Annotated in this window: 15 protein-coding genes, 1 pseudogene and 1 riboswitch; of the genes and pseudogenes, 1 reads left to right on the top strand and 15 read right to left on the bottom strand. The window is 39.9% G+C overall.

Annotated features, from left to right (window positions below):
- Positions 1–14: 14 nt before the first annotated feature.
- Positions 15–1,103, bottom strand: coding sequence for an FAD:protein FMN transferase (locus tag DW125_RS11645; protein WP_242992984.1), 1,089 nt, complete (start codon positions 1,101–1,103; stop codon positions 15–17).
- A gap of 240 nt (positions 1,104–1,343) precedes the next feature.
- On the opposite strand from DW125_RS11645, the pseudogene DW125_RS14600 reads away from it, so the two are divergent.
- Positions 1,344–1,571: pseudogene (locus tag DW125_RS14600) on the top strand (penicillin-binding Tp47 domain C-containing protein); the annotation flags it as partial.
- A 68-nt stretch (positions 1,572–1,639) separates the two neighbouring features.
- Here the strand turns inward: DW125_RS14600 and recO are convergent.
- From recO to DW125_RS11555, 14 genes are all read right to left on the bottom strand, one after another.
- On the bottom strand, positions 1,640–2,383 hold the full coding sequence (gene recO / locus DW125_RS11635) for a DNA repair protein RecO (RefSeq protein WP_021859917.1): 744 nt from the start codon (positions 2,381–2,383) through the stop codon (positions 1,640–1,642).
- 177 nt (positions 2,384–2,560) lie between these two features.
- Positions 2,561–3,457, bottom strand: a complete 897-nt coding sequence (era, locus tag DW125_RS11625) for a GTPase Era (protein ID WP_117538240.1) — start codon at positions 3,455–3,457, stop codon at positions 2,561–2,563.
- Complete coding sequence (locus DW125_RS11620) at positions 3,450–6,398, bottom strand: insulinase family protein (RefSeq protein WP_117538239.1); 2,949 nt, start codon at positions 6,396–6,398, stop codon at positions 3,450–3,452. Before DW125_RS11620 ends, era begins: the two co-directional genes overlap by 8 nt.
- Positions 6,399–6,531: 133 nt before the next feature.
- On the bottom strand, positions 6,532–8,166 hold the full coding sequence (locus tag DW125_RS11615) for a Na+/H+ antiporter NhaC family protein (protein WP_117538238.1): 1,635 nt from the start codon (positions 8,164–8,166) through the stop codon (positions 6,532–6,534).
- A gap of 121 nt (positions 8,167–8,287) precedes the next feature.
- A riboswitch (Lysine riboswitch) is annotated at positions 8,288–8,457 on the bottom strand.
- 188 nt (positions 8,458–8,645) lie between these two features.
- Positions 8,646–12,182 carry a pyruvate:ferredoxin (flavodoxin) oxidoreductase gene (nifJ, locus tag DW125_RS11605; RefSeq protein WP_117538236.1) on the bottom strand — a complete coding sequence of 1,179 codons (3,537 nt, stop codon included), beginning with the start codon at positions 12,180–12,182 and terminating at the stop codon, positions 8,646–8,648.
- 82 nt (positions 12,183–12,264) lie between these two features.
- Positions 12,265–13,173, bottom strand: a complete 909-nt coding sequence (lgt, locus tag DW125_RS11600; RefSeq protein ID WP_021859911.1) for a prolipoprotein diacylglyceryl transferase — start codon at positions 13,171–13,173, stop codon at positions 12,265–12,267.
- Between the two features lie 44 nt (positions 13,174–13,217).
- Positions 13,218–14,318 (bottom strand): redox-regulated ATPase YchF, encoded by a 1,101-nt coding sequence (gene ychF, locus DW125_RS11595; RefSeq protein WP_021859910.1) that lies wholly within the window; start codon positions 14,316–14,318, stop codon positions 13,218–13,220.
- An 83-nt stretch (positions 14,319–14,401) separates the two neighbouring features.
- A complete protein-coding gene (locus DW125_RS11590; protein ID WP_117538235.1) occupies positions 14,402–15,532 on the bottom strand; it encodes a tyrosine-type recombinase/integrase in 1,131 nt (376 codons plus the stop codon).
- 104 nt (positions 15,533–15,636) lie between these two features.
- Positions 15,637–15,837: an excisionase gene (locus tag DW125_RS11585; protein WP_117538234.1), complete on the bottom strand. Its 201-nt coding sequence runs from the start codon at positions 15,835–15,837 to the stop codon at positions 15,637–15,639.
- Between the two features lie 41 nt (positions 15,838–15,878).
- Entirely contained in the window at positions 15,879–16,694 is an 816-nt protein-coding gene (locus tag DW125_RS11580) for an ATP-binding protein (protein ID WP_117538233.1), read from the bottom strand.
- A complete protein-coding gene (locus DW125_RS11575) occupies positions 16,694–17,221 on the bottom strand; it encodes a replication initiator protein A (RefSeq protein WP_117538232.1) in 528 nt (175 codons plus the stop codon). The genes DW125_RS11580 and DW125_RS11575 overlap by 1 nt, the downstream gene beginning before the upstream one ends.
- Positions 17,222–17,973: 752 nt before the next feature.
- Entirely contained in the window at positions 17,974–18,438 is a 465-nt protein-coding gene (locus tag DW125_RS11565) for a hypothetical protein (RefSeq protein ID WP_117538231.1), read from the bottom strand.
- 13 nt (positions 18,439–18,451) lie between these two features.
- Positions 18,452–20,470 carry a HaeIII family restriction endonuclease gene (locus DW125_RS11560; RefSeq protein ID WP_117538230.1) on the bottom strand — a complete coding sequence of 673 codons (2,019 nt, stop codon included), beginning with the start codon at positions 20,468–20,470 and terminating at the stop codon, positions 18,452–18,454.
- Positions 20,457–20,642 (bottom strand): type II toxin -antitoxin system TacA 1-like antitoxin, encoded by a 186-nt coding sequence (locus DW125_RS11555; RefSeq protein WP_117538229.1) that lies wholly within the window; start codon positions 20,640–20,642, stop codon positions 20,457–20,459. The genes DW125_RS11560 and DW125_RS11555 overlap by 14 nt, the downstream gene beginning before the upstream one ends.
- Between the last annotated feature and the right edge of the window lie 74 nt (positions 20,643–20,716).

Below are 20,716 nucleotides of genomic sequence, written 5' to 3'. Positions count from 1 at the left end.
CCCTATCCTTTTCTTTATTTGTGAATAACTTTGAATCCACTGTCACCGGAAAACACATCTGCAATTCCTTCCGTCACCCAGATTGTTCCGTCATCTTCCACCATAACAGTATCAAATGCCTGTGTATGTTTCTTCCAGTAAGTTGTTGCTTTCTTTCTGCCCATAATAAAGAGCGAGGTTGACAGTCCATCTGCAAGCGTTCCATCTTTTGAAACGATCGTAACCGAAGACAATCCATTTTCTGACGGATATCCGGTCTTTGGATCAATGATATGATGATATTTCTTTCCATTCTTTTCAAAATAACGTTCATAGCCACCCGATGTAATCGCCGCCTGATTTCGAAGAGACAATACTCCAATATAACTGGATTTGTCTTGTGAATCTTCCACGGCAATCTGCCATGCGGAACCATCCGGCTTGCTGTTCAGCGTCTGTACATTGCCGCCAAGGCTGATTACGGCATTTTTCACGCCATATTTTTTCATGATCTCCATAACGCGGCTGGAAGTATATCCTTTGGCAATTCCTCCAAGATCAATCTTCATTCCTTTTTGATCCAGTTTTACAGTACCTTTCTTCTCATCACAGATAATTTTATCTGCATCCATATTGGCAAGAAGTTTCTGAAGTTCTGTTTTGCCCGGTATCCGGTATTTTTCTGTCGTAAATCCCCATGCTTCCATCACCGGATACACAGTGATATCAAATGCGCCGTCTGTATCTTCATATAACTCTCTTGATCTTAAGATCAGTTTCATCGTATCTTCAGAAACTTTTCCCGAACCATTCTGATTGATCCTGGCAATCTCACTCGTCTTCTTCCCGGTAGATACCAGATTTTCAATCCGTTCAATCTCTTTCACAGAAGCATCCAGCGCTTTTCCGGCATTTTTGCCATATGCTTTGAGTGTCATATAAGTGTCCATCGCAAATACTTCTCTTGTCTGTTCTTTTAAAAGAGATGCCTGACTGCCTTTTGATTTGCCATTTGTACTACAGCCGGTCGCAAGTCCCGTCACCATGCATCCGATCACGAATACCGCCACTGCCCGTTTCACATATTTCTGCATACATCTGTATATATATTCCTGTTTTTTCATATTTATATAATCCTCTTTATTTTTATCATTCAACGGACTCCTTCTGTTATCCGCGGTCTTATCTGTTCAACTCTCTTATTGTATATTTTTTTTTCTCATCTGCCAAGGCCAAGTTGTATTTTGATAACATTTCTCATTTTCCCTGTATTTTATTGCGACTTTTTTCAATAGCTGTTATTCTTTTTGTTAGCGTAAGCTAACTACTATTTTTTCAAGAAAGATTTAAGTGCTTATGATAATCTGAAAGCCAATGTAACAGAGAACACAAACGGTCTGAAAACAGCTGCTTACAATGCTTCAACCGATTCTTTTACCTTTAGTGCACGCCAGACTGGAACAGATTCCGGAATCGCAGATACTGCACAGTTGACAGCATCTGATATTGAAATGACTGTAAAACCGGCAGATGGTGCTTACAGTGAATTCTTAAGAGTTGACTTTAACGGAAATGGTTATGGAGCTCTTGGTTCCAGAATAAATATTTCCCCTGTCGCCAAAATCGCCCGGATCCTTTTCAGATCCAGGCGATTTTCAATTTACATAATCAACGTCTCCAGAATCTCCAGTGACTTAAATGATTTTCCCAGATACTCTGCCATATACGCTGTCACAACATCTCCCAGCTCTTTCAGCACATCTTCCTTCACAAGAAACGTATAAAGCTTCTCCACAGGTGAGGCTATGATATACTGCATTGCATACAGCGTAGAAGCACTCAGTTTTCTTCCGTCCGTCACATGAGCGGCACACTGTCGGCATAAAAGACCACCACGGCGGATACTGAATACTTTCTCCTGTTCTCTGTCCCCGCAACCGATACATTCAAACACCTGCGGCCCTTCTCCATTAATACTGATGACCTTTAATTCATAAATATAACGGATCAGCTGATTCGGGATTCTGGTATTCACAAGTGCACGAAATGTCTGATATAAAAGCTTCAGTAACAAAGTCTCATCACTGGCTTCTCTCGCATAATAATTTGCTAAATCCATAAAATAAAAGCCATAATAAGCGCCCTCTACATCCGTGCGCAGTTCTTCAAAATAATTGGAAATGGACGCCGACACCAGCGTATACGATGTACGCCCTTCATATACAGTAAACTGTCCAAAAGAGAAAGGGCTTGTCACACCGACCAGTGCGCTGTTTGGTCTTCTCGCGCCTCTGGCAAATGCTGCGATCTTGCCCCTTTCTTTACTCAGAATTACTACACGTCTGTCATATTCTCCTATCGACGTCTGAGCAAGCACCATGCCTGTCACCGTAATCTGATTCATATTCTTTCTCACCTTTCCGGTTCTGTTCTTTCTCTGCACATGCACAGATTTGCATGCCCCGGTAATATAAATAATCGGTTATCTTCCCCGTCTTCCGGAAACGGTCCCAGTACATTTCTTCCATCTTCTCACCTCATCTGGTATTTACAGATTAGGTTCTCCAGAAGATACCCTTTCCTATTCTTCTTCCCGGTATCCAAAATTTTTCATCAGAAACTCACTGTCTCTCCAGTCCTTCTTTACTTTTACCCAAAGCTTGAGATTTACCTGGCAATCCAGCATTTTTTCAATCTCATAACGGGCAGTACTACCGATTTTTTTCAACATATTTCCTTGTTTTCCAATAATTATCCCCTTGTGCGAATCTCTCTCACAGATAATCGTTGCGTCAATGTGCATAACTTTTCCGCGTTTTTTCATCTGATCGATCGCAACTGCGATTCCATGTGGAATCTCTTCATTCAGACTGTGCAGTGCTTTCTCACGAATCAGTTCAGCTACGATCTGACGCTCCGGCTGGTCTGTAATCGTATCTTCATCATAGAACTGTGGTCCGTAAGGAAGATATTTCATCACTACTTTCAACAACTCTTCCGTGTTATCTCCGCTCCTTGCTGACACCGGCACGATGTCAGCGAAATCATACACATCTTTATATGCTGCAATTGCAGGAAAGATATCTTCTTTCTTTACACTGTCTGTTTTATTGATAACAAGTACAACCGGCGTCTTTACCTTCTTAAGCTGGCTGGCAATATGCTGCTCTCCTGCTCCGATAAATGTTGTCGGTTCTACAAGCCAGAGAACAACGTCTACTTCATTTAACGTCCGTTCTGCAACATTTACCATATATTCTCCAAGTTTATTTTTTGCTTTGTGGATTCCTGGTGTATCGACGAAAATAATCTGTCCATCTTCTCTTGTAAGTACAGTCTGAATCCGGTTTCTTGTCGTCTGCGGTTTCTTGGATGTGATCGCGATCTTCTGACCGATCAGATAATTCATTAATGTGGACTTTCCAACATTCGGACGTCCGATCAGAGTTACAAATCCTGATTTATATTTATTATTCATCTTCCTTTTCCCCTTCATTCTGGAAACTTGTCACTGTCTGGAACAGGTCTTTTGCTTCTTCAATCTTTTCTTCACTTCCGATAACACAGATCTGGTCTGCCGAAAGGATTGCTTCCAGTACCGGTGCCAGCCTGCGGATATCCTCCTGCGTTGCATCCAGTACTTCTTCTCTTGTTTTCCGAACCATGTCTTCGTTTACTTTATTCATATAAAGATTCATGGAACGTTCACCTTTTGCAGAAGGCGTCATCGGCTGATCCAGATTGCTCATCGTTCCGATAATGTATTTCGTCATATCACGGTCAGAAACTGTAAAATTCTTCACATAATCTACAACACCTTCATACACATCCAGTGTCCGCTTCAGATTCGGATCACGGTAAGAGACAAAATAACCTTCACCGATACGGTTAAAGTTGCTCATACAGCCATATGCACCACCTTTTACACGGATATTCTGCCACAGATATTCATAACTTAAGATTACTTTTAATATCTGTAATGCTCCTGTATATTCTTCTCCCCGTTCAATAAAATTACCGGTTTTTGCCACATACTGTACTTTGGAAGCAGTACGGAATCCTTCGTTCTTCTTCTCACAGTGAATAATGCACGGTGTCTCTTCCACCGGCTCTGTATACAATCTGTCTTTCAGAGACTGTACCATTTTTTCAAAGCTCTTCAAACCTTCGCCTGCGGCTGTGTAACTAAGCATCATACGATCTGCCCGGAACAGCTTCACTGACAGTTCTTTTAATTTTTTCGATAAATGTTCTTTCTCTTCTTCAAAATGTGTATCCAGCCAGTCTACCTTGCGGAAGAAATCTACGCCATTTGTCATATCTTTAAGTTTCGCTGACGGAGATGCATAAGACAATGCACGAAGTGCTGCCGTTGTATGCCCGGAAGACTGGAACTTCATCAGAAGTCTGGATTTTAACATGGCAAGGATTTCTTTCATACGCTTTGTATCATCCAGGCAGGACTCTGTCAGAATCTCACCCATCATATCAAATGCAAACGGGAGCTTGTCATATAGGGCTTTCGTTTTGATCTCAAATGTAGCTTTAAATTCCTTTTCCTTTACTTTTGTAACATCATTGTATAATTCCAATGATGTTGCAATACCACCAGTATGCATGTTAATCTCATTAAAAAGTTCTCCATATCCATGTTTCTTCGTATCGATCACGCCAAGCGCTGACTGTAAAATACCAACATACGGAAGGTCTTCCTCCTGCACATCCGACATATCAAAGAGAATATCTGCATATCCAATTCCGTTCGTTTCAATTTCATGGAAAATAACCGGCACATCCGCAAGCCTCATCTCTTCATTAATAATCGGCTGGATTTTTCTGGAAATATCTTCTCTTTTTAAAACCGGTATCTTCTCCAGATCTTCCGGCGAATCTTCTTCTGACTGGTAAGTTTCCAGTGCCTTCGTATTTACAACCAGCTGTTCCTGCTCCTCTTCACTTAAACTCTGCTTATATGATTCCAGTTTATCTTCTAATTCTTTCTCCAGTTTTGCTGTGCGTCCCTTCTCCGGTTTTACAACTACGACCGCACCATGCGTATTATCAAGGATGTATTTTTGGATCAGTTCTTCATAATACCTGGTCCCGATCTGTTCTTTCAGAAATTCAAATGTATCCAGTGCTTCAATATGCATAAACGGTTCATTGTCATCATACAGCCAGCTGTCCATCATCTGTAAGCCATACATAAGTCCTTTCGGATAATTTCCAAAATCCGCTTCACGATAACGAAATTCCTGATAATTAATCCCCGCCTCCAGCGCTTTCTTATCAATTCCGTTCTTAACAAGATCTGTAAACACATCTTCAATCTTCGCAACAAATGCTTCCTTCTGGTCTGCATTTGCATTTTTAGAAATTACAGAAAAGATCGGCTGATAAATACCATTGTCATAAGATCCCATAATATCTTTTCCGATTCCTGCGTCCGTCAATGCCTGTTTCAGCGGTGCACCCGGCGCTGATAACAATGCATAATCCAGAATCTCAAAAGCAAGATATAGCTTCGGATCAAGACTTGTTCCAATAACTTTATTATAAGACAGGAAGGTATTCTCTTCTTCCGACTCCTCACTGCCGATAGAGTACGTTAGCTCCTTTTCAGCCATCTCCGCAAACGGCTTCTGCAGGCGGATTGCTGAGTCGATCTCTTTCGCTTCAAATTTGCTCAGATACATCTCATCCAGCCAGTTCAGCTTCTCTGCCATATCCATATTTCCATACAGATAAATATAGCTGTTGGATGGATGATAATAAGTTCTGTGGAAATCAAGGAACTGTTCATAAGTCAGTTCCGGAATCACGTCCGGATCTCCACCGGATTCATTTGCATAGGATGTGTCCGGAAACAATGTATTCAGTACTACTCGATCCAGCACACCTTCCGGAGAGGAAAATGCACCTTTCATCTCATTGTATACGACACCATTATACGTCAGCGGCTCATCTTTTGAAGGCATCCGGTAGCTCCAGCCTTCCTGGCAGAATATCTCCTCATGCTTATAAATATTCGGATAAAGCACAGCATCCATATAAATATGCATCAGGTTCTGAAAGTCTTTGTCGTTGCAACTTGCGACTGGATATACGGTCTTGTCCGGATATGTCATCGCATTCAGAAATGTATTCAATGATCCTTTTACCAGTTCTACAAATGGATCTTTTGCCGGGAAATTCTTCGATCCGCACAATACAGAATGTTCCATAATATGTGGTACACCGGTGCTGTCCGACGGTGGTGTACGAAATCCGATCTGAAACACTTTGTTGTCATCATCATTCTCTATTAAAAGGACTCTCGCCCCACTTTTTTTATGTCTGAGTAAATATCCCACAGAATGGATTCCTTTTAATTCCTTTGTCTGCAGTAATTCATAAGCCTTCACATCATTTTTATTCATATAAGCTCTCTTCGACTCCTTTCATTGCACACTCTATCTGATTATTATACCATCTTTTTTCTTTCTATACAAAGAAATAACAAAAGTGAGGCGATATCACCTCACTTTTCTATATCCCTTATCTGGTTTTCGTTTAATATTTGCTCAGATCACCATAATCCGGCTCTCGTGTAACCTGGCGAATCACCAGCAGTGTGCCGATCATCAGCACGATAGAAACCGGCAGACAGATAAATGGATTTCTCACAAATCCGGCGATTACATAAGATACGCATGAAACAATCGCTGCTGTAATCGCATACGGAAGCTGTGTCGTTACATGATTGACATGATTACACTGGCCACCCGCCGACGCCATGATCGTCGTATCGGAAATCGGTGAGCAGTGGTCTCCGCATACAGCTCCAGCCATACATGCTGAAATAGAGATGATCATCATCTGCTCATTCGTTCCCGAAAATACAGCTACAACAATCGGAATCAGGATTCCGAAAGTTCCCCATGAAGTTCCGGTTGCAAATGCAAGGAAACATCCTACCAGGAAGATAATTGCAGGCAGTAGACTTACCAGTCCTCCGGCTGCTTTTTGCATTCCATTTGCAACAAATTCAGCTGCCCCAAGGCTGTCTGTCATTGCCTTTAAAGTCCATGCAAATGTCAGGATCAGGATAGCCGGAACCATCGCCTTAAATCCTTCCGGTACACAGGACATGGAATCGCTGAAAGATAATACTCTTCGCACTGCATAAAAGATAACTGTAATAATAAATGCGAAGAAACTTCCAAGCATCAGTCCAACCGATGCATCACTTCCCGAAAATGCTTTCACAAACCCGGTTCCACTGAAAAAACCACCGGTATAGATCATTCCGATAATACAACATACGATCAATACAAGAATCGGAAGAACAAGGTCGATTACGTTTCCCTTTCCTTCTTCCATCTCATTTTCTGCTGTTGCATATGGTCTGTCTTCTGTCGTATACAGATCGCCTTTTACTGCATTTTTCTCATGCAGTTTCATCGGGCCGTAATCAAACTTCAGGACTACGATTGCTACCATCATTACAACTGTCAGGATCGCATAGAAATTATAAGGAATTGCACGGATAAAGATTGAAAATCCGTCTTCTCCTTTTACAAATCCGGTTACTGCCGCTGCCCATGAAGAAATCGGTGCAATGATACAAACCGGCGCTGCAGTTGCATCGATCAGATAAGACAGCTTTGCTCTGGATACATTATGCTGATCCGTTACCGGTCTCATAACACTTCCGACTGTCAGACAGTTAAAATAATCATCAATGAAGATCAGTACTCCAAGTAAAATTGTTGTAAGCTGTGCACCTACTCTTGTTTTAATGTGTTTACTTGCCCAACGTCCAAACGCTGCTGATCCTCCGGCTTTGTTCATCATACATACCATAATTCCAAGTACAACTAAAAATACTAAAATACCAACGTTATAGCTGTCAGACAGCACTCCTACGATACCATCCTGGAATACATGGGTGATTGTCTTCTCAAACCGGAACCCTGACCAAAAAACACCTCCGATTAAAATACCAACAAACAGGGAACTGTACACTTCCTTTGTAATTAATGCAAGCACGATTGCCACCACCGGTGGAATTAACGAATATATCGACGCATACATATCCGGTACATATTTTGCTTTTCCATCTGAAGCAAATACTGTCAGTGAACTTCCTAAAACAGATAAAGTCAACAGCATGGTTGTCATCCAGACTTTTTTTCTTGCTCTCATCTTTTTTCCTCTCTTTTCTTCCTTTTATTTGCCAAAAAAATACCATGAACAACACATCTTTTCTGCGCGTTCATGGCATAATCGTCAATTCTCAAATATAAATTCTCTTCTTCGACTCTCATACTGTGATAGCGCTCCACATTCCTGTGACAGTACGCAACATCTTCTGTCTGCGTCCCAGAAATCAGATCCGGAATATCTGACTCCTTCGGCAAATCCCCCTTTCTGAAAGAACAGTCTTCCAAACTATCGTTCTTCCTTACTGATGAAATCCGCACCTCTATCAAGTTCTGTTATTCACATTCTCTATTTTTACATTTTTCTTCGCTGATGTCAACAACTATTATTTTTTTATCAGTGATCGTCAAAATCTGCCACGCAAGAATGGCAGATTTTCCTCGTCGCTATAACATGCAAAAATGTGGCAGCCATAAATGACTGCCACATTCTTATATGCTTTATGATTTTCTTGTCAAATCTTATTCTTCTCCGTACAGAGTGATCAGTTTCTTCAGATAATCATATCTTTCCATAGCCTCAGCCTCGTTCTTAGCGAACAGTCTTGCAGCCTTCTCCGGATTAGCTCTCTTCAGGGCATTGTAACGAACTTCTCCGTCAAGGAATGCCTGATAATCTTCTTCCTTAGGCTCTTTGCTGTCCAGAGTGAACTTATTGCCTTCTGCTGCAGGATTGAATCTGAAGTTGTTCCAGTATCCACATTCTACTGCCAACTGTTCCTCTGTCTGAGCTTTGCTCATACCTTTCTTGATACCATGGTTGATACATGGAGCGTATGCAATGATCAGTGATGGTCCCGGATAAGCCTCAGCCTCTGAAATTGCTTTAACAGTCTGGTTGAAGTCTCCACCCATAGCAATCTGTGCAACGTATACATATCCGTAGCTCATTGCCATGCTTGCAAGGTCTTTCTTCTTAGTTTCTTTTCCGCCTGCTGCGAACTGAGCTGTAGCACCAGTCTTAGTAGCTTTAGAAGACTGTCCACCTGTATTAGAGTAAACTTCTGTATCGAATACCATGACGTTGATGTCTTCACCACTTGCTAACACGTGGTCAACTCCACCGAATCCGATATCGTAAGCCCATCCGTCACCACCGAAGATCCACTGGGATTTCTTAGCAAGGAAGTCTTTGTTTTTAACAATATCTTTGCATGTATCACAGTCACATCCGTCTAATGCTGCAACTAATTTGTCTGTAGCATCTCCGTTTGTAACTCCGCAGTTAAATGTATCCAGGTATTCCTGGCAAGCAGCTTTTGCTGCCTCTGAAGCCTTGTCGCTTGCAGCTACAGCTTCTACTTCTTCTTTCAGTCTCTTTCTGATTGCTTTCTGAGCAAGCAACATACCATATCCAAACTCTGCGTTGTCTTCGAACAGTGAGTTAGACCAAGCCGGTCCCTGTCCTTTCTCGTTGATTGTATATGGTGTAGACGGTGAAGAGTTACCCCAGATAGAAGAACATCCTGTTGCGTTAGCGATGTACATTCTGTCACCGAATAACTGAGTGATCAATTTTGCATAAGGAGTTTCTCCACATCCTGCACAAGCTCCTGAGAACTCAAGCAGTGGCTGTTTGAACTGGCTTCCCTTAACAGTGTTAGCTTTGAATTTAGCTACAACTTCTGGTTTTACTTCGATCTCACGTCCGAAGTCAAATACATCCTGTTCTTTAGCATTCTCTTCCATGTTTGCCATAACAAGAGCTTTCTCACCCTTCTTACCTGGGCAAACGTTTACACAAGATCCACATCCTGTACAGTCATAAGCTGATACAGTCATTGTGAATTTCATTCCAGGCATACCAATCATATCAATTGCTTTTGTTCCTTCCGGAGCCTTTGCAAGTTCATCCTCTGTAAGAGCTACCGGACGGATAACTGCATGCGGACAAACGTATGCACAACGGTTACACTGGATACAGTTCTCTGACTGCCATACCGGGATATCTACTGCGATACCACGTTTCTCATATGCTGCACTACCTGACGGTGTAGAACCATCTGCATAATCTGTAAATGTAGATACCGGCAGGTTATTACCCTCCTGTGCATTTACTTTAGACTGAACATTCTTAACAAATGCTACAACGTCATCTTTTCCACCTTTAACTTCCGGTGTGAATAATCCTTCGTCTTCACAAGATTTCCAAGATTCCGGAACTTCAATCTCAACAACCTGTTTTGCACCGGCATCGATTGCATCGTAATTCATCTGTACAATCTTGTCACCTTTTCTTCCGTACGTAGCTTTTGCTGCTTTCTTCATCAGATCGATTGCTTCTTCTTCCGGAATGATAGATGCCAGTTTGAAGAATGCTGACTGAAGGACTGTATTGATACGTCCGCCAAGTCCGATCTCTTTACCAATCTTGATACCATCAATTGTGTAGAATTTGATATTATGGTCAGCAATGAATGCTTTTACCTGTCCCGGTAAATGTTTCTCAAGACCTTCCATATCCCATGAACAGTTCAGAAGGAATGTTCCTCCGTCAACTAATTCCTGAACCATATTGTATTTATTAACATAAGATGGGTTGTGACATGCTACAAAGTTTGCCTTGTGGATCAGGTAAGTAGATTTGATTGGCTTCTTACCGAAACGCAAGTGAGACATTGTAACACCGCCAGACTTTTTAGAGTCATAATCGAAGTAAGCCTGTGCATACATATCTGTATTGTCACCGATAATCTTAATAGAGTTCTTGTTAGCTCCTACGGTACCGTCAGCTCCAAGTCCCCAGAACTTACAGTTGATTGTTCCTTCCGGTGTTGTAACCAGTGGTGCACCAACTTCAAGAGAAAGATTTGTAACATCATCGTTGATACCGATTGTAAATCTGTCTTTGTCTGCGTTCTCAAATACTGCAACGATCTGTGCAGGTGTTGTATCTTTAGATCCTAATCCGTAACGTCCTCCGTTAACCGGAATTGCATCGAATTTAGATCCTTTTAATGCAGAAACAACATCGAGGTATAATGGCTCTCCCTGTGCTCCTGGCTCTTTTGTTCTGTCAAGTACATTGATGTATTTAACAGTATCCGGAATTGCATCGATGAGTGCCTGTGCGCAGAATGGTCTGTACAGACGTACTTTAACAACTCCGACTTTCTCGCCTGCTGCTGTTAAGTAATCGATTGTCTCTTCAATTGTATCACATACAGAACCCATAGCGATGATAACTTTCTCAGCATCAGCAGCTCCGTAGTAGTTAAACAGTTTGTAATCTGTTCCGATCTTAGCATTAACTTTATCCATGTACTCCTGAACGATTGCCGGCATAGCATCATAATATGGGTTACATGCTTCTCTTGCCTGGAAGAAAATATCCGGGTTCTGAGCAGAACCTCTCTGGCATGGATGATTTGGATTCAGTGCATGATTTCTGAACTCATCGATTGCATCCACATCTACCAGATCTTTCAGATCTTCGTAATCCCATGTCTCAATTTTCTGGATCTCGTGAGAAGTACGGAATCCATCAAAGAAGTTGATGAATGGAAGTTTTCCTTTTAATGCTGCACAGTGTGCAACTGGTGTTAAGTCCATTACTTCCTGTACACTGGATTCGCAAAGCATTGCAGCACCAGTCTGACGACAGGCGTAAACATCTGAGTGATCTCCGAAAATGTTCAGTGCATGACTAGCAAGTGCACGAGCAGATACGTTAAATACACCCGGAAGCTGTTCTCCAGCTACTTTATATAAGTTAGGAATCATCAACAATAATCCCTGAGATGCTGTAAATGTTGTTGTTAAAGCTCCAGCGGAAAGAGATCCGTGTACAGCTCCTGCAGCACCTGCCTCTGACTGCATCTCTGTTACCTGAACAGTCTGTCCAAATATGTTCTTTCTTCCTTCTGTTGCCCATTCATCTACATGTTCTGGCATAACAGATGATGGTGTGATAGGGTAAATTGCAGCAACTTCTGTATATGCATATGATGCATGAGCTGCAGCCTGGTTACCATCCATGGTCTTCATTTTTCTTGCCATTTTTGTTGTTCCTCCTTAAATTTTGTACATATCACTGTATTTTGACGTGTATATTTATTATAGTCCGATTATATTTAAAAGTCTAGTAATTCTCTCTGTTATTTTGTTCCTTTTCCTGTACAACCTGTTCATTTTCCATTCTTTTTTGCCGGATATGCCAGAATATAATCAGTGATGCCGAAACAATTACAAGCGCTCCTGCAAGTACCTGCGATACCGGAATCGATGTGCCCGGAAACAGTAACTGATCTGTTCTGAGTCCCTCGATCCATACGCGTCCCAGCCCATATCCGAACAGATAGACTAAGAATACCTCTCCATTAAACTTTTTGTGTCTGCGGTATAACAGCATGATGAACAGCACCATCAGACACCAGAGTGATTCATACAGAAATGTCGGGTGCACCTGAATGTATGACGTTCCATTTTTGTACTGCATATGTCTGCGCATTAAATCAGTAATATCCGACGGGCGTACTGCATCCGTCGGAAGTTTCATTGCGAATAAGCCATTCGTATATTCTCCGAATGCTTCCCGGTTGAAGAAATTACCCCAGCGTCCGATCATCTGTCCTGCCACCAGTCCCAGGCTGGCAGTATCGAACAGCACCGCCGCCGATAATTTCTTAACTTTTGCAAATACAACAACTGTAATCACAGCTGCAATCACACCACCGTAAATCGCCAGACCGCCTTCCCGGATATTCAGGATGCTTTTCAGATCATTTTTGTACATATTCCAGGAAAATACCACATAATATGCGCGCGCACCAATAATCGCAAATACGACTGCATAAAGTGTCAGATCAAAATAGGTCTCCGAATTCTGTTTCGTCCGTTTCGCTTCGGCTGCTGCGATCAGGATTCCTGCCAGAATCCCCAGACCAATAATTATTCCATAAAAAGCAATATCAAAACCGCCTATAGAAATGTGATTGCCCACATTTTTCAAGTGGATACCAAGATTGGGAAAATCAATGGTTTTATGCATGTTCTGTTTTCTTCCCTTCTTAACTTTTCCTTTTATTATTTCTCTTAAACATTAAATCTGAACAGCATGATGTCTCCATCCTGGACAACGTAATCTTTTCCTTCCAGGCGGATCAGTCCTTTTTCTTTTGCTGCTGTATGGCTTCCGCATTCCATCAGATCATCGTAAGATACAACCTCTGCACGGATAAATCCTCGTTCAAAGTCTGTGTGGATTTTACCTGCTGCCTGCGGTGCTTTTGTTCCTTTTGTAATCGTCCATGCACGGACTTCCGGCTCGCCGGCTGTCAGATAGCTGATCAGTCCGAGCAGTTTGTAGCTGGCTTTGATCAGTTTTTCCAGTCCGGATTCTGTTAATCCGAGATCTTCTAAGAACATCTTCTTCTCATCATCATCCAGCTCTGCAATCTCCTGTTCAATCTGTGCACATACAACAAATACTTCACTTTGCTCTTTTGCTGCGTATTCTCTTACTTCCTGCACGCCCTTGTTATTTGCTCCGTCATCTGCCAGATCATCTTCTGCAACATTTGCTGCATAAATAACCGGTTTGTATGTCAGAAGATTGTAGCTCTTTAACCACTCTTCCTCTTCTTCATCTTCTGCTCCGTCAAATGTCTTCGCAAGACGGTTATCTTCCAGATGTGCTTTGATCTTCTCTAACAGCGCAAGTTCTTTTGCTGCTGTCTTGTCATTTCTTGCAACTTTTGTAGTCTTTGCAATTCTACGCTCCAGGATCTCCAGATCAGAAAAAATCAGTTCCAAATTGATCGTCTCGATATCCCGCAGTGGATCTACACTTCCGTCTACATGTACAATATTGCTATCCTCAAAACATCTGACAACATGTACGATTGCATCTACTTCACGGATATTTGCAAGGAACTGGTTGCCAAGTCCCTCTCCTTTGGATGCTCCCTTAACAAGACCCGCAATATCAACAAATTCGATTGCCGCCGGAATGATCTTCTTTGTATGATACATCTCTCCCAGAACGTTCAGTCTCTCATCCGGCACGGTAACGACGCCGACGTTCGGATCAATCGTGCAGAACGGATAGTTTGCGGACTCTGCTCCTGCTTTTGTTAATGAGTTAAATAATGTACTTTTTCCTACATTTGGAAGTCCTACGATTCCTAATTTCATCTTTCTATATTCCTCCTATAAATCCTTTAATTTCAAGGGATTTCGGCACACTTATTTTTGTAAGTGGGCCATTTAGTGGGCCATTACATTGCCATAAGTGCTTCTGCTACCAAGTCCATTTCTTTTTTCTTTTCTTCCTCGGTAGTATGAACATATAAGTTCATCGTAATTCCAATATTCGAATGGCCCAGTAACATCTGAAGTGTTTTCGGTTTCATTCCTGCTTCAATACATCTGGTAGCAAAAGTATGTCTCAAGATATGCATCGAAAATCTTGGAATTTTTGCTTTATCACAGATTTTAAACAGCGCTGTATCATATGTACTGTTCTTAACTGGTGTCCCTTTTCGACACAGAAACACAAACTCTTCCCATTCTGTTGAAATTTCTGAAATCCTCTTATTCTTTTCTTTTTGTTTTTTTAGTATAGTAACCGCTTCTTCTGTTAAAGGTATTGTACGGTAACCTGATTTACTCTTTGGTTCTCCGATACGCCACTCCTTTGCACTGTAACGATATTCCATACTTCTGCGAATCTGAATTGTTTTAGATTTAAAATCGACATCTTCCCATTTCAATCCTACCAATTCGCCTGTTCGCAATCCGGTTTGTAGTATAAAACGATACTGATTTTCATAGCTTTGATCTTCTGCATATTGTAAAAATGTCTTTTGTATGTCTCTTGTTAAAGCAACCTTCTTCTCAGATGGCTTTCCCATATCACTTTTCACAGATTTTTTACAGGGATTGCTACACAAGACTTCATTTTCTTTTGCATACTCAAACATGTTGTATACTGCAATTCTTGCCTGATAAATTGTAGATGTACGATACTCCTGATCTGCCATATCATAAAATATTTTCTGACAGTGAAGTGGTTTCACGTCTGATAGTGGCATCTCCCCAATTACCGGTTTAATATTTTTAATATATCTCTCCGTATAATTGCGAACAGTATTGGAACGGACTGTTTTCTTTTTTATCCCAATCCAATAATCAAACCATTGATCGACCAGCATATCTGATGGCATTGAAATATCACTGTGTTCATCCACATAAGTTGCATCAGCAATCCACGCTCTGCATTCTTGCAGCTTTTTGAATCGTTTATGTTTTCTCTTTCCAAACCGATCTACAAATCTGGCTGAGTATAATCCCGTACTTTCCTGGGATATTCCCTTGCCAAGTTCTTTGCCTTTTAAATCTTTTCCCATATTTCAGCTCCTCTCATAAGAAGCCCTAATACAGTACCTTGTATTATACCATAGCATCTTATTTTTGTGAATATTCATTTTCATCTCCTGTCATTCATTTATATTTATATTTCCACACTTTCCGAAATGAATTTTTCAAATTCTTTTCTCTTTACAAGTTTTTTCGTACCTACGTAAAGCACAAACGGACATCTCGGTTCTTTCAAAAGACTACTTATTCTGTTTTGTCCGATATTACTGTATTCTGCTGCCTCTTCAATTGTAAGAGCCACTTTTTCACATATCGCAACATGTTGTTTGCTCATAAAATCCTTCCCTTATTATTTAACGCGCATAGCATACACTTCTATCCGCAATACACACGATCATTCTTTGTATTCAACAACGTTTTCGCTTTCTCCATTTTCATACTTGCAATCGCTTCTCGTTTACTTGTACCTCCAACATACATTGGTGTACACATTTCTAAAATACGATCATAGATACGCCTTTTATCCAACATGGTCTCGCTTTTTATTTCTTTCAGCGGAAGATTGGTTGTGATGATCAAAGGTCGTCCCGAACGGATCCTGCGGTCTATGACGCTAAAAATAATTCCTAACGCATATTCTGAATTTCGTTCCACACCAAGATCATCAATAATCAAAAGCTGATATGAAGCCAATGCATTGATATATTCCGTTTTGTCTGCCAGCGGAAATATATCATCGATAATGGTATTGAAGTTGGTCATCTTTACCGTTACCTCCTGCTTTAGAAGTTCATTGGCAATGCACCCGGCAATAAAACTTTTCCCAGTACCAACCGGTCCCCAGAACAAACAGCCTATATGATTTCTTTTCATTTCCTCCCAGTTATCAACATAATTTTTTGCCTTATGCATTACCGCATCTGACATATCTGCATTTTCAAATGTCCACTCCTCCATTCTGCTCTCGTCAAAACAGATGCTCGTATTTCTGCTGACTAATTCCCGGTGCTCTTTGTCTTTAAAATATTTTTGTTCTTCTTCATATGCTTTTCTGTCACAGGCACATTGCCTGGAATGTTTCTTCATCCCCATAAAGCCACCCTCTGGGAAAAATGCTTCTTTCGCTTCCCCACAGACTTTGCAGTATTGCAAACCATCACTGCCTACACATACGGTATCTTCTTCTCTCATCACAAACTCTCTCCTTCCCCATAGCAATAATTTACTTCATGATATTTATTACTTTTAAATTTCTCAGTTACTTTACTAGGTGCCACATTTCCGGCTTCTGCACAGCCATTTTTACAACTAGATGATGGTTGTTTTTCCGACTCTGTTGCAGCCATCTTTTCAACCGCCTTATTGTCAACCAGCTGTAAACCTATCTCATCAGATGGAATTTTTACATATAAATGATTGGGTTTTGAAAATCCACCGGATCTGCGAACCAATAGTCCCACATCATCTAATTCCTTCAACGCTGTTTTTACAGAAGATTTGCATTTATCGATTTGAACAGACAATTCTTCTATTGGAAATATCAGATAAACATTTCCATACTTATCTATCCAGCTATTCTTTCTCGATATCCGTGCCCGGTCATACAAAATCATATAAAGAAATTTTGCAGTTTGAGAAATTCGCAGCTTTAGCAAAAACTTCGGAAACTGGAAGTACTGAAGCATCTGCTCTGACTCCTTCATGTATTCATATTTCATTCTTTTCTCGCCTCATTTCTGTTTCTAATTGTTATAAAAATCATTTTTATGCCGGCTAAAAAATGTTCTTACACATATACAAAAGATGAAGGGCATAAATACAGCCTCTTAATGAAAAATTTTTATTTTTTCTGCAAGAAATACCCTTTCATTAATACGAAACGCTGAGAGGCATTTTTACAGCCCCCTGAGGAAATTTTTTTATTTTTTTCGGTTAATTGAATACTTAAAAACAAAAAACACTCACCTATTCACAGGTGAATGCCTTATCAAATTTTCATTATTTTGTTGTCTGTGACGCTTACTCAGATATGCTTGCGTATCTGCTAAAATGTAATTGCCAGCAATTATATTTTCACGTGGGTATGGGGACGTAATCTCCATCAAGTCTACTACTCGTAAGTAATACAAAATTGTCAAAATGACAATACTGTAATACACGGGTGGATCTTGCTCTGGTTGTAACGTATTAAATTATACAATAATAGGCCCAAATGGGCACTTTCACCATTCGAGCCTATATATTATATGTCTTTTGGATAATAGTTTAAAAAGTAGCTGTCTAGACGGTATGTTTTTATCGTAGAATTGATTTTATTCAAATACTACTGACTCATCAAATTAGATAAATCATCATTTTGAACAAACGATCGCATATCGTAGAAATCATCAAGATAACTAATTCATACTCTGCGCGAATTCGTTTCAGATAAGAATCTAATTACACCGCCCATCCTCAGTCCTTCCATCTTCTAATGTACACAAACTTCATTTGATTTTATAACAGAATAATCATGGACTGTGCATCCATCAAGCTTTTCTATCTTATTCTCAATATAATCTAGCAACTCTGTCCCATCCAAATATATATACATCTGTGGAGCAACAAATCCCGAAACATCACGTCTTAAAGCACCAAGTGAAATTTCTGTAGTTTCTTGAAATTCATTGATTTCCATAGCGTATCGATATAATTCTTGATACTTCTCAATACGAACAACAGCCGCTTTATCATTTTTAAACTCTTCTCTCCAGTCAGATAACAAATGTCGCTTACCTAGATATACTATGCCTTTAATTGCCTTAATTGGTGCACTCACATACATATATGCCATAATTGGTTCATCTGGAAAGTTTCTTCTATGTTCAAATTTTTTCTTTCCTGATTTTATTTTCTCATATACTTCCGGTTTAAAACTTAAAAGCATTTTTCTCACTTATGACACCACCTTAATTCCATCTACATTCGATATTAAGAACTTCCATCGGCATACTAACAAATTGAACATCAAACTTAAGGCTTGGTTCGACCTTTGTGCTTGCATTGTGAATTCTAAAGCTGAGTTGCCAACCATTATCAAAATACATTTCTACTGTATTATCACTGCCAGGTTTAAACTCAAGTGCCACAAGTCTTGTAGGCAACTTTACAATGGGTACTGTGATTGCAGATACTTTATTCTTCGCTGGCTTATTCAATGTATCATGCATATTAAATGTATGAATCATCGTAAGTCTCTTACTATCTTTGCTCACGACTTTATAATAATCTTCAATACCAATTAAATACTCAATCATTTTTCTCGGCATCGTCTGATCTTTTTCATTTGCTCGATTTATTTCATCAATAAATGCTTGTAATAATGGAATGTATACTTTCTGACTCTTGTCTGCAATTTCAGACCATTTTGTACCATAATTTTTTTCCTGTCTCAACAAATCAAATACAGGCTCAACTGCCTCCCAATATTCGTCAGAACAAGGCATTCCAAACCATTCATTCCCAAAATCTAACTTATGACTTAATCTACTATGCTTAACTGCATCATGATTGTGCTTAATACTTAAACCAATTTCCCATTCAATATTTTTTCTCTTTATAACAATATCTCTAACATCACCTTTTACACCTTGACCATCTTTTTGAAATTCAAGAGTAAGCTCGTCACTATCAACTTCTGCCATTCTCGGCTCAAGTTCTAATACCATATCAATAGCAGCCCCAGCAGATGTCATAAATATTTCCTGCATATCTTCATCCATTAAAGACCATGCTTTTTCATTTGCTAACAAACTGGAATTCTCAACAATTCTTGTTTTTCTTAACTCAGCTATTGCTTTATATAAAGTTTGCATCCAAGCATATTCATATGCTCTACCTTGATCATTACTCTTTGTGCTCACTTTCTTCTCATTAACCTCCTTTGCATCAATAACCTCTCTGTCGATTTCAACAGAAGAGCCTTTTCCTTCAAGATACAATTTAATTGCTATCGCAATCTCATACGCTAAATTCACAGGAACCGCATTACCGATCATCTTATATGCGGTATTGGTATCGTTATATATAAATTTAAAATCATCTGGAAAGCCCTGCACTCTCGCAACTTCGCGAATTGTCATTCTTCTATAAAGATGCTCTTTGCCTTCCACAAATCTACAGTCATTAGTTCCAACTTTTACCATTTTAGGAGCTTGTGGATGTAATTGACATTGACGTCCAGATGCTTGAACTGTATATGCCTGTTCATCCCAACTCTTCACACGATTACGGCTCATAAAAATAGGCGAATATGCACCTGTAAAATATTCATTATTATTTATTGCTTCTGGATTGTGTCGGTTCTTCTCCCCGGAAGGAATTGCCGTATCTTGTAAATCCCAAATTATATCACGCAAGGTAATTTTCTTAGAATCATCCTTTGTTGAACCTTTAGGAAAACCAAATTCTATATTTAAATCTTTTCTGAATCCTATATAAAATACTCTTTTTCTCTCTTCTGCAACACCATAATCTTTAGCATTAACTAATGTAAAAGAAACATCATACCCTGCTTCATCAAATAATTCCAAAATGTTCTGAACAGCAATTGAATGTCTATTTGCAAGCATTCCGCTTACATTTTCTGCCAAAAAAAACTTTGGCTGAAACTCTTTTAATATTCTTATATAATCAAAAAACAACTGTCCTCTTGCATCCTTAATTCCCTTAAGAGAACCTGCTTCTGACCATGACTGGCATGGAGGTCCACCTATAATACCATCCACTTCTCCATCTATATATTGCGCTATATCCTCCTTCGTAACTTGTCTTATATCACCCTCAATTAAATGTGTATTAGTATGATTAACCTTATAAGTTTCCCATATTGTTTTATCAAATTCATTCGCTACAGGTATATTAAATCCAGCTCTTTCGAAACCTAAATCAAGTCCTCCGCATCCACTAAACAGACTAATTATATTCATCGAATCTTATCCCTTCACACTTATTTTTTTTTATTATTTTTGCTGCTTCGATAAGCGCCGTTCTTCGCACAAATTCACTATATGAAGCATATGCCTCTAATCTAGCAGCCTGCTTGAATTTATCCAACTCTTCTTCACTAACTCGTATGCTTATTGATATTGATTTTTTCACTCTTGAACACCTCCCAATACTGTATAAAATAAAGCATTCGTGCGCAAATGTCAATACATTGTTGCACGAACGCT

The sequence above is a fragment of the Dorea sp. AM10-31 genome, from assembly GCF_003435815.1.
Classification (GTDB): domain Bacteria; phylum Bacillota; class Clostridia; order Lachnospirales; family Lachnospiraceae; genus Dorea_D; species Dorea_D hominis.
The sequence above is the reverse complement of the archived record's forward strand: the minus strand, read 5'-3'. Positions and strand labels throughout refer to the sequence as shown.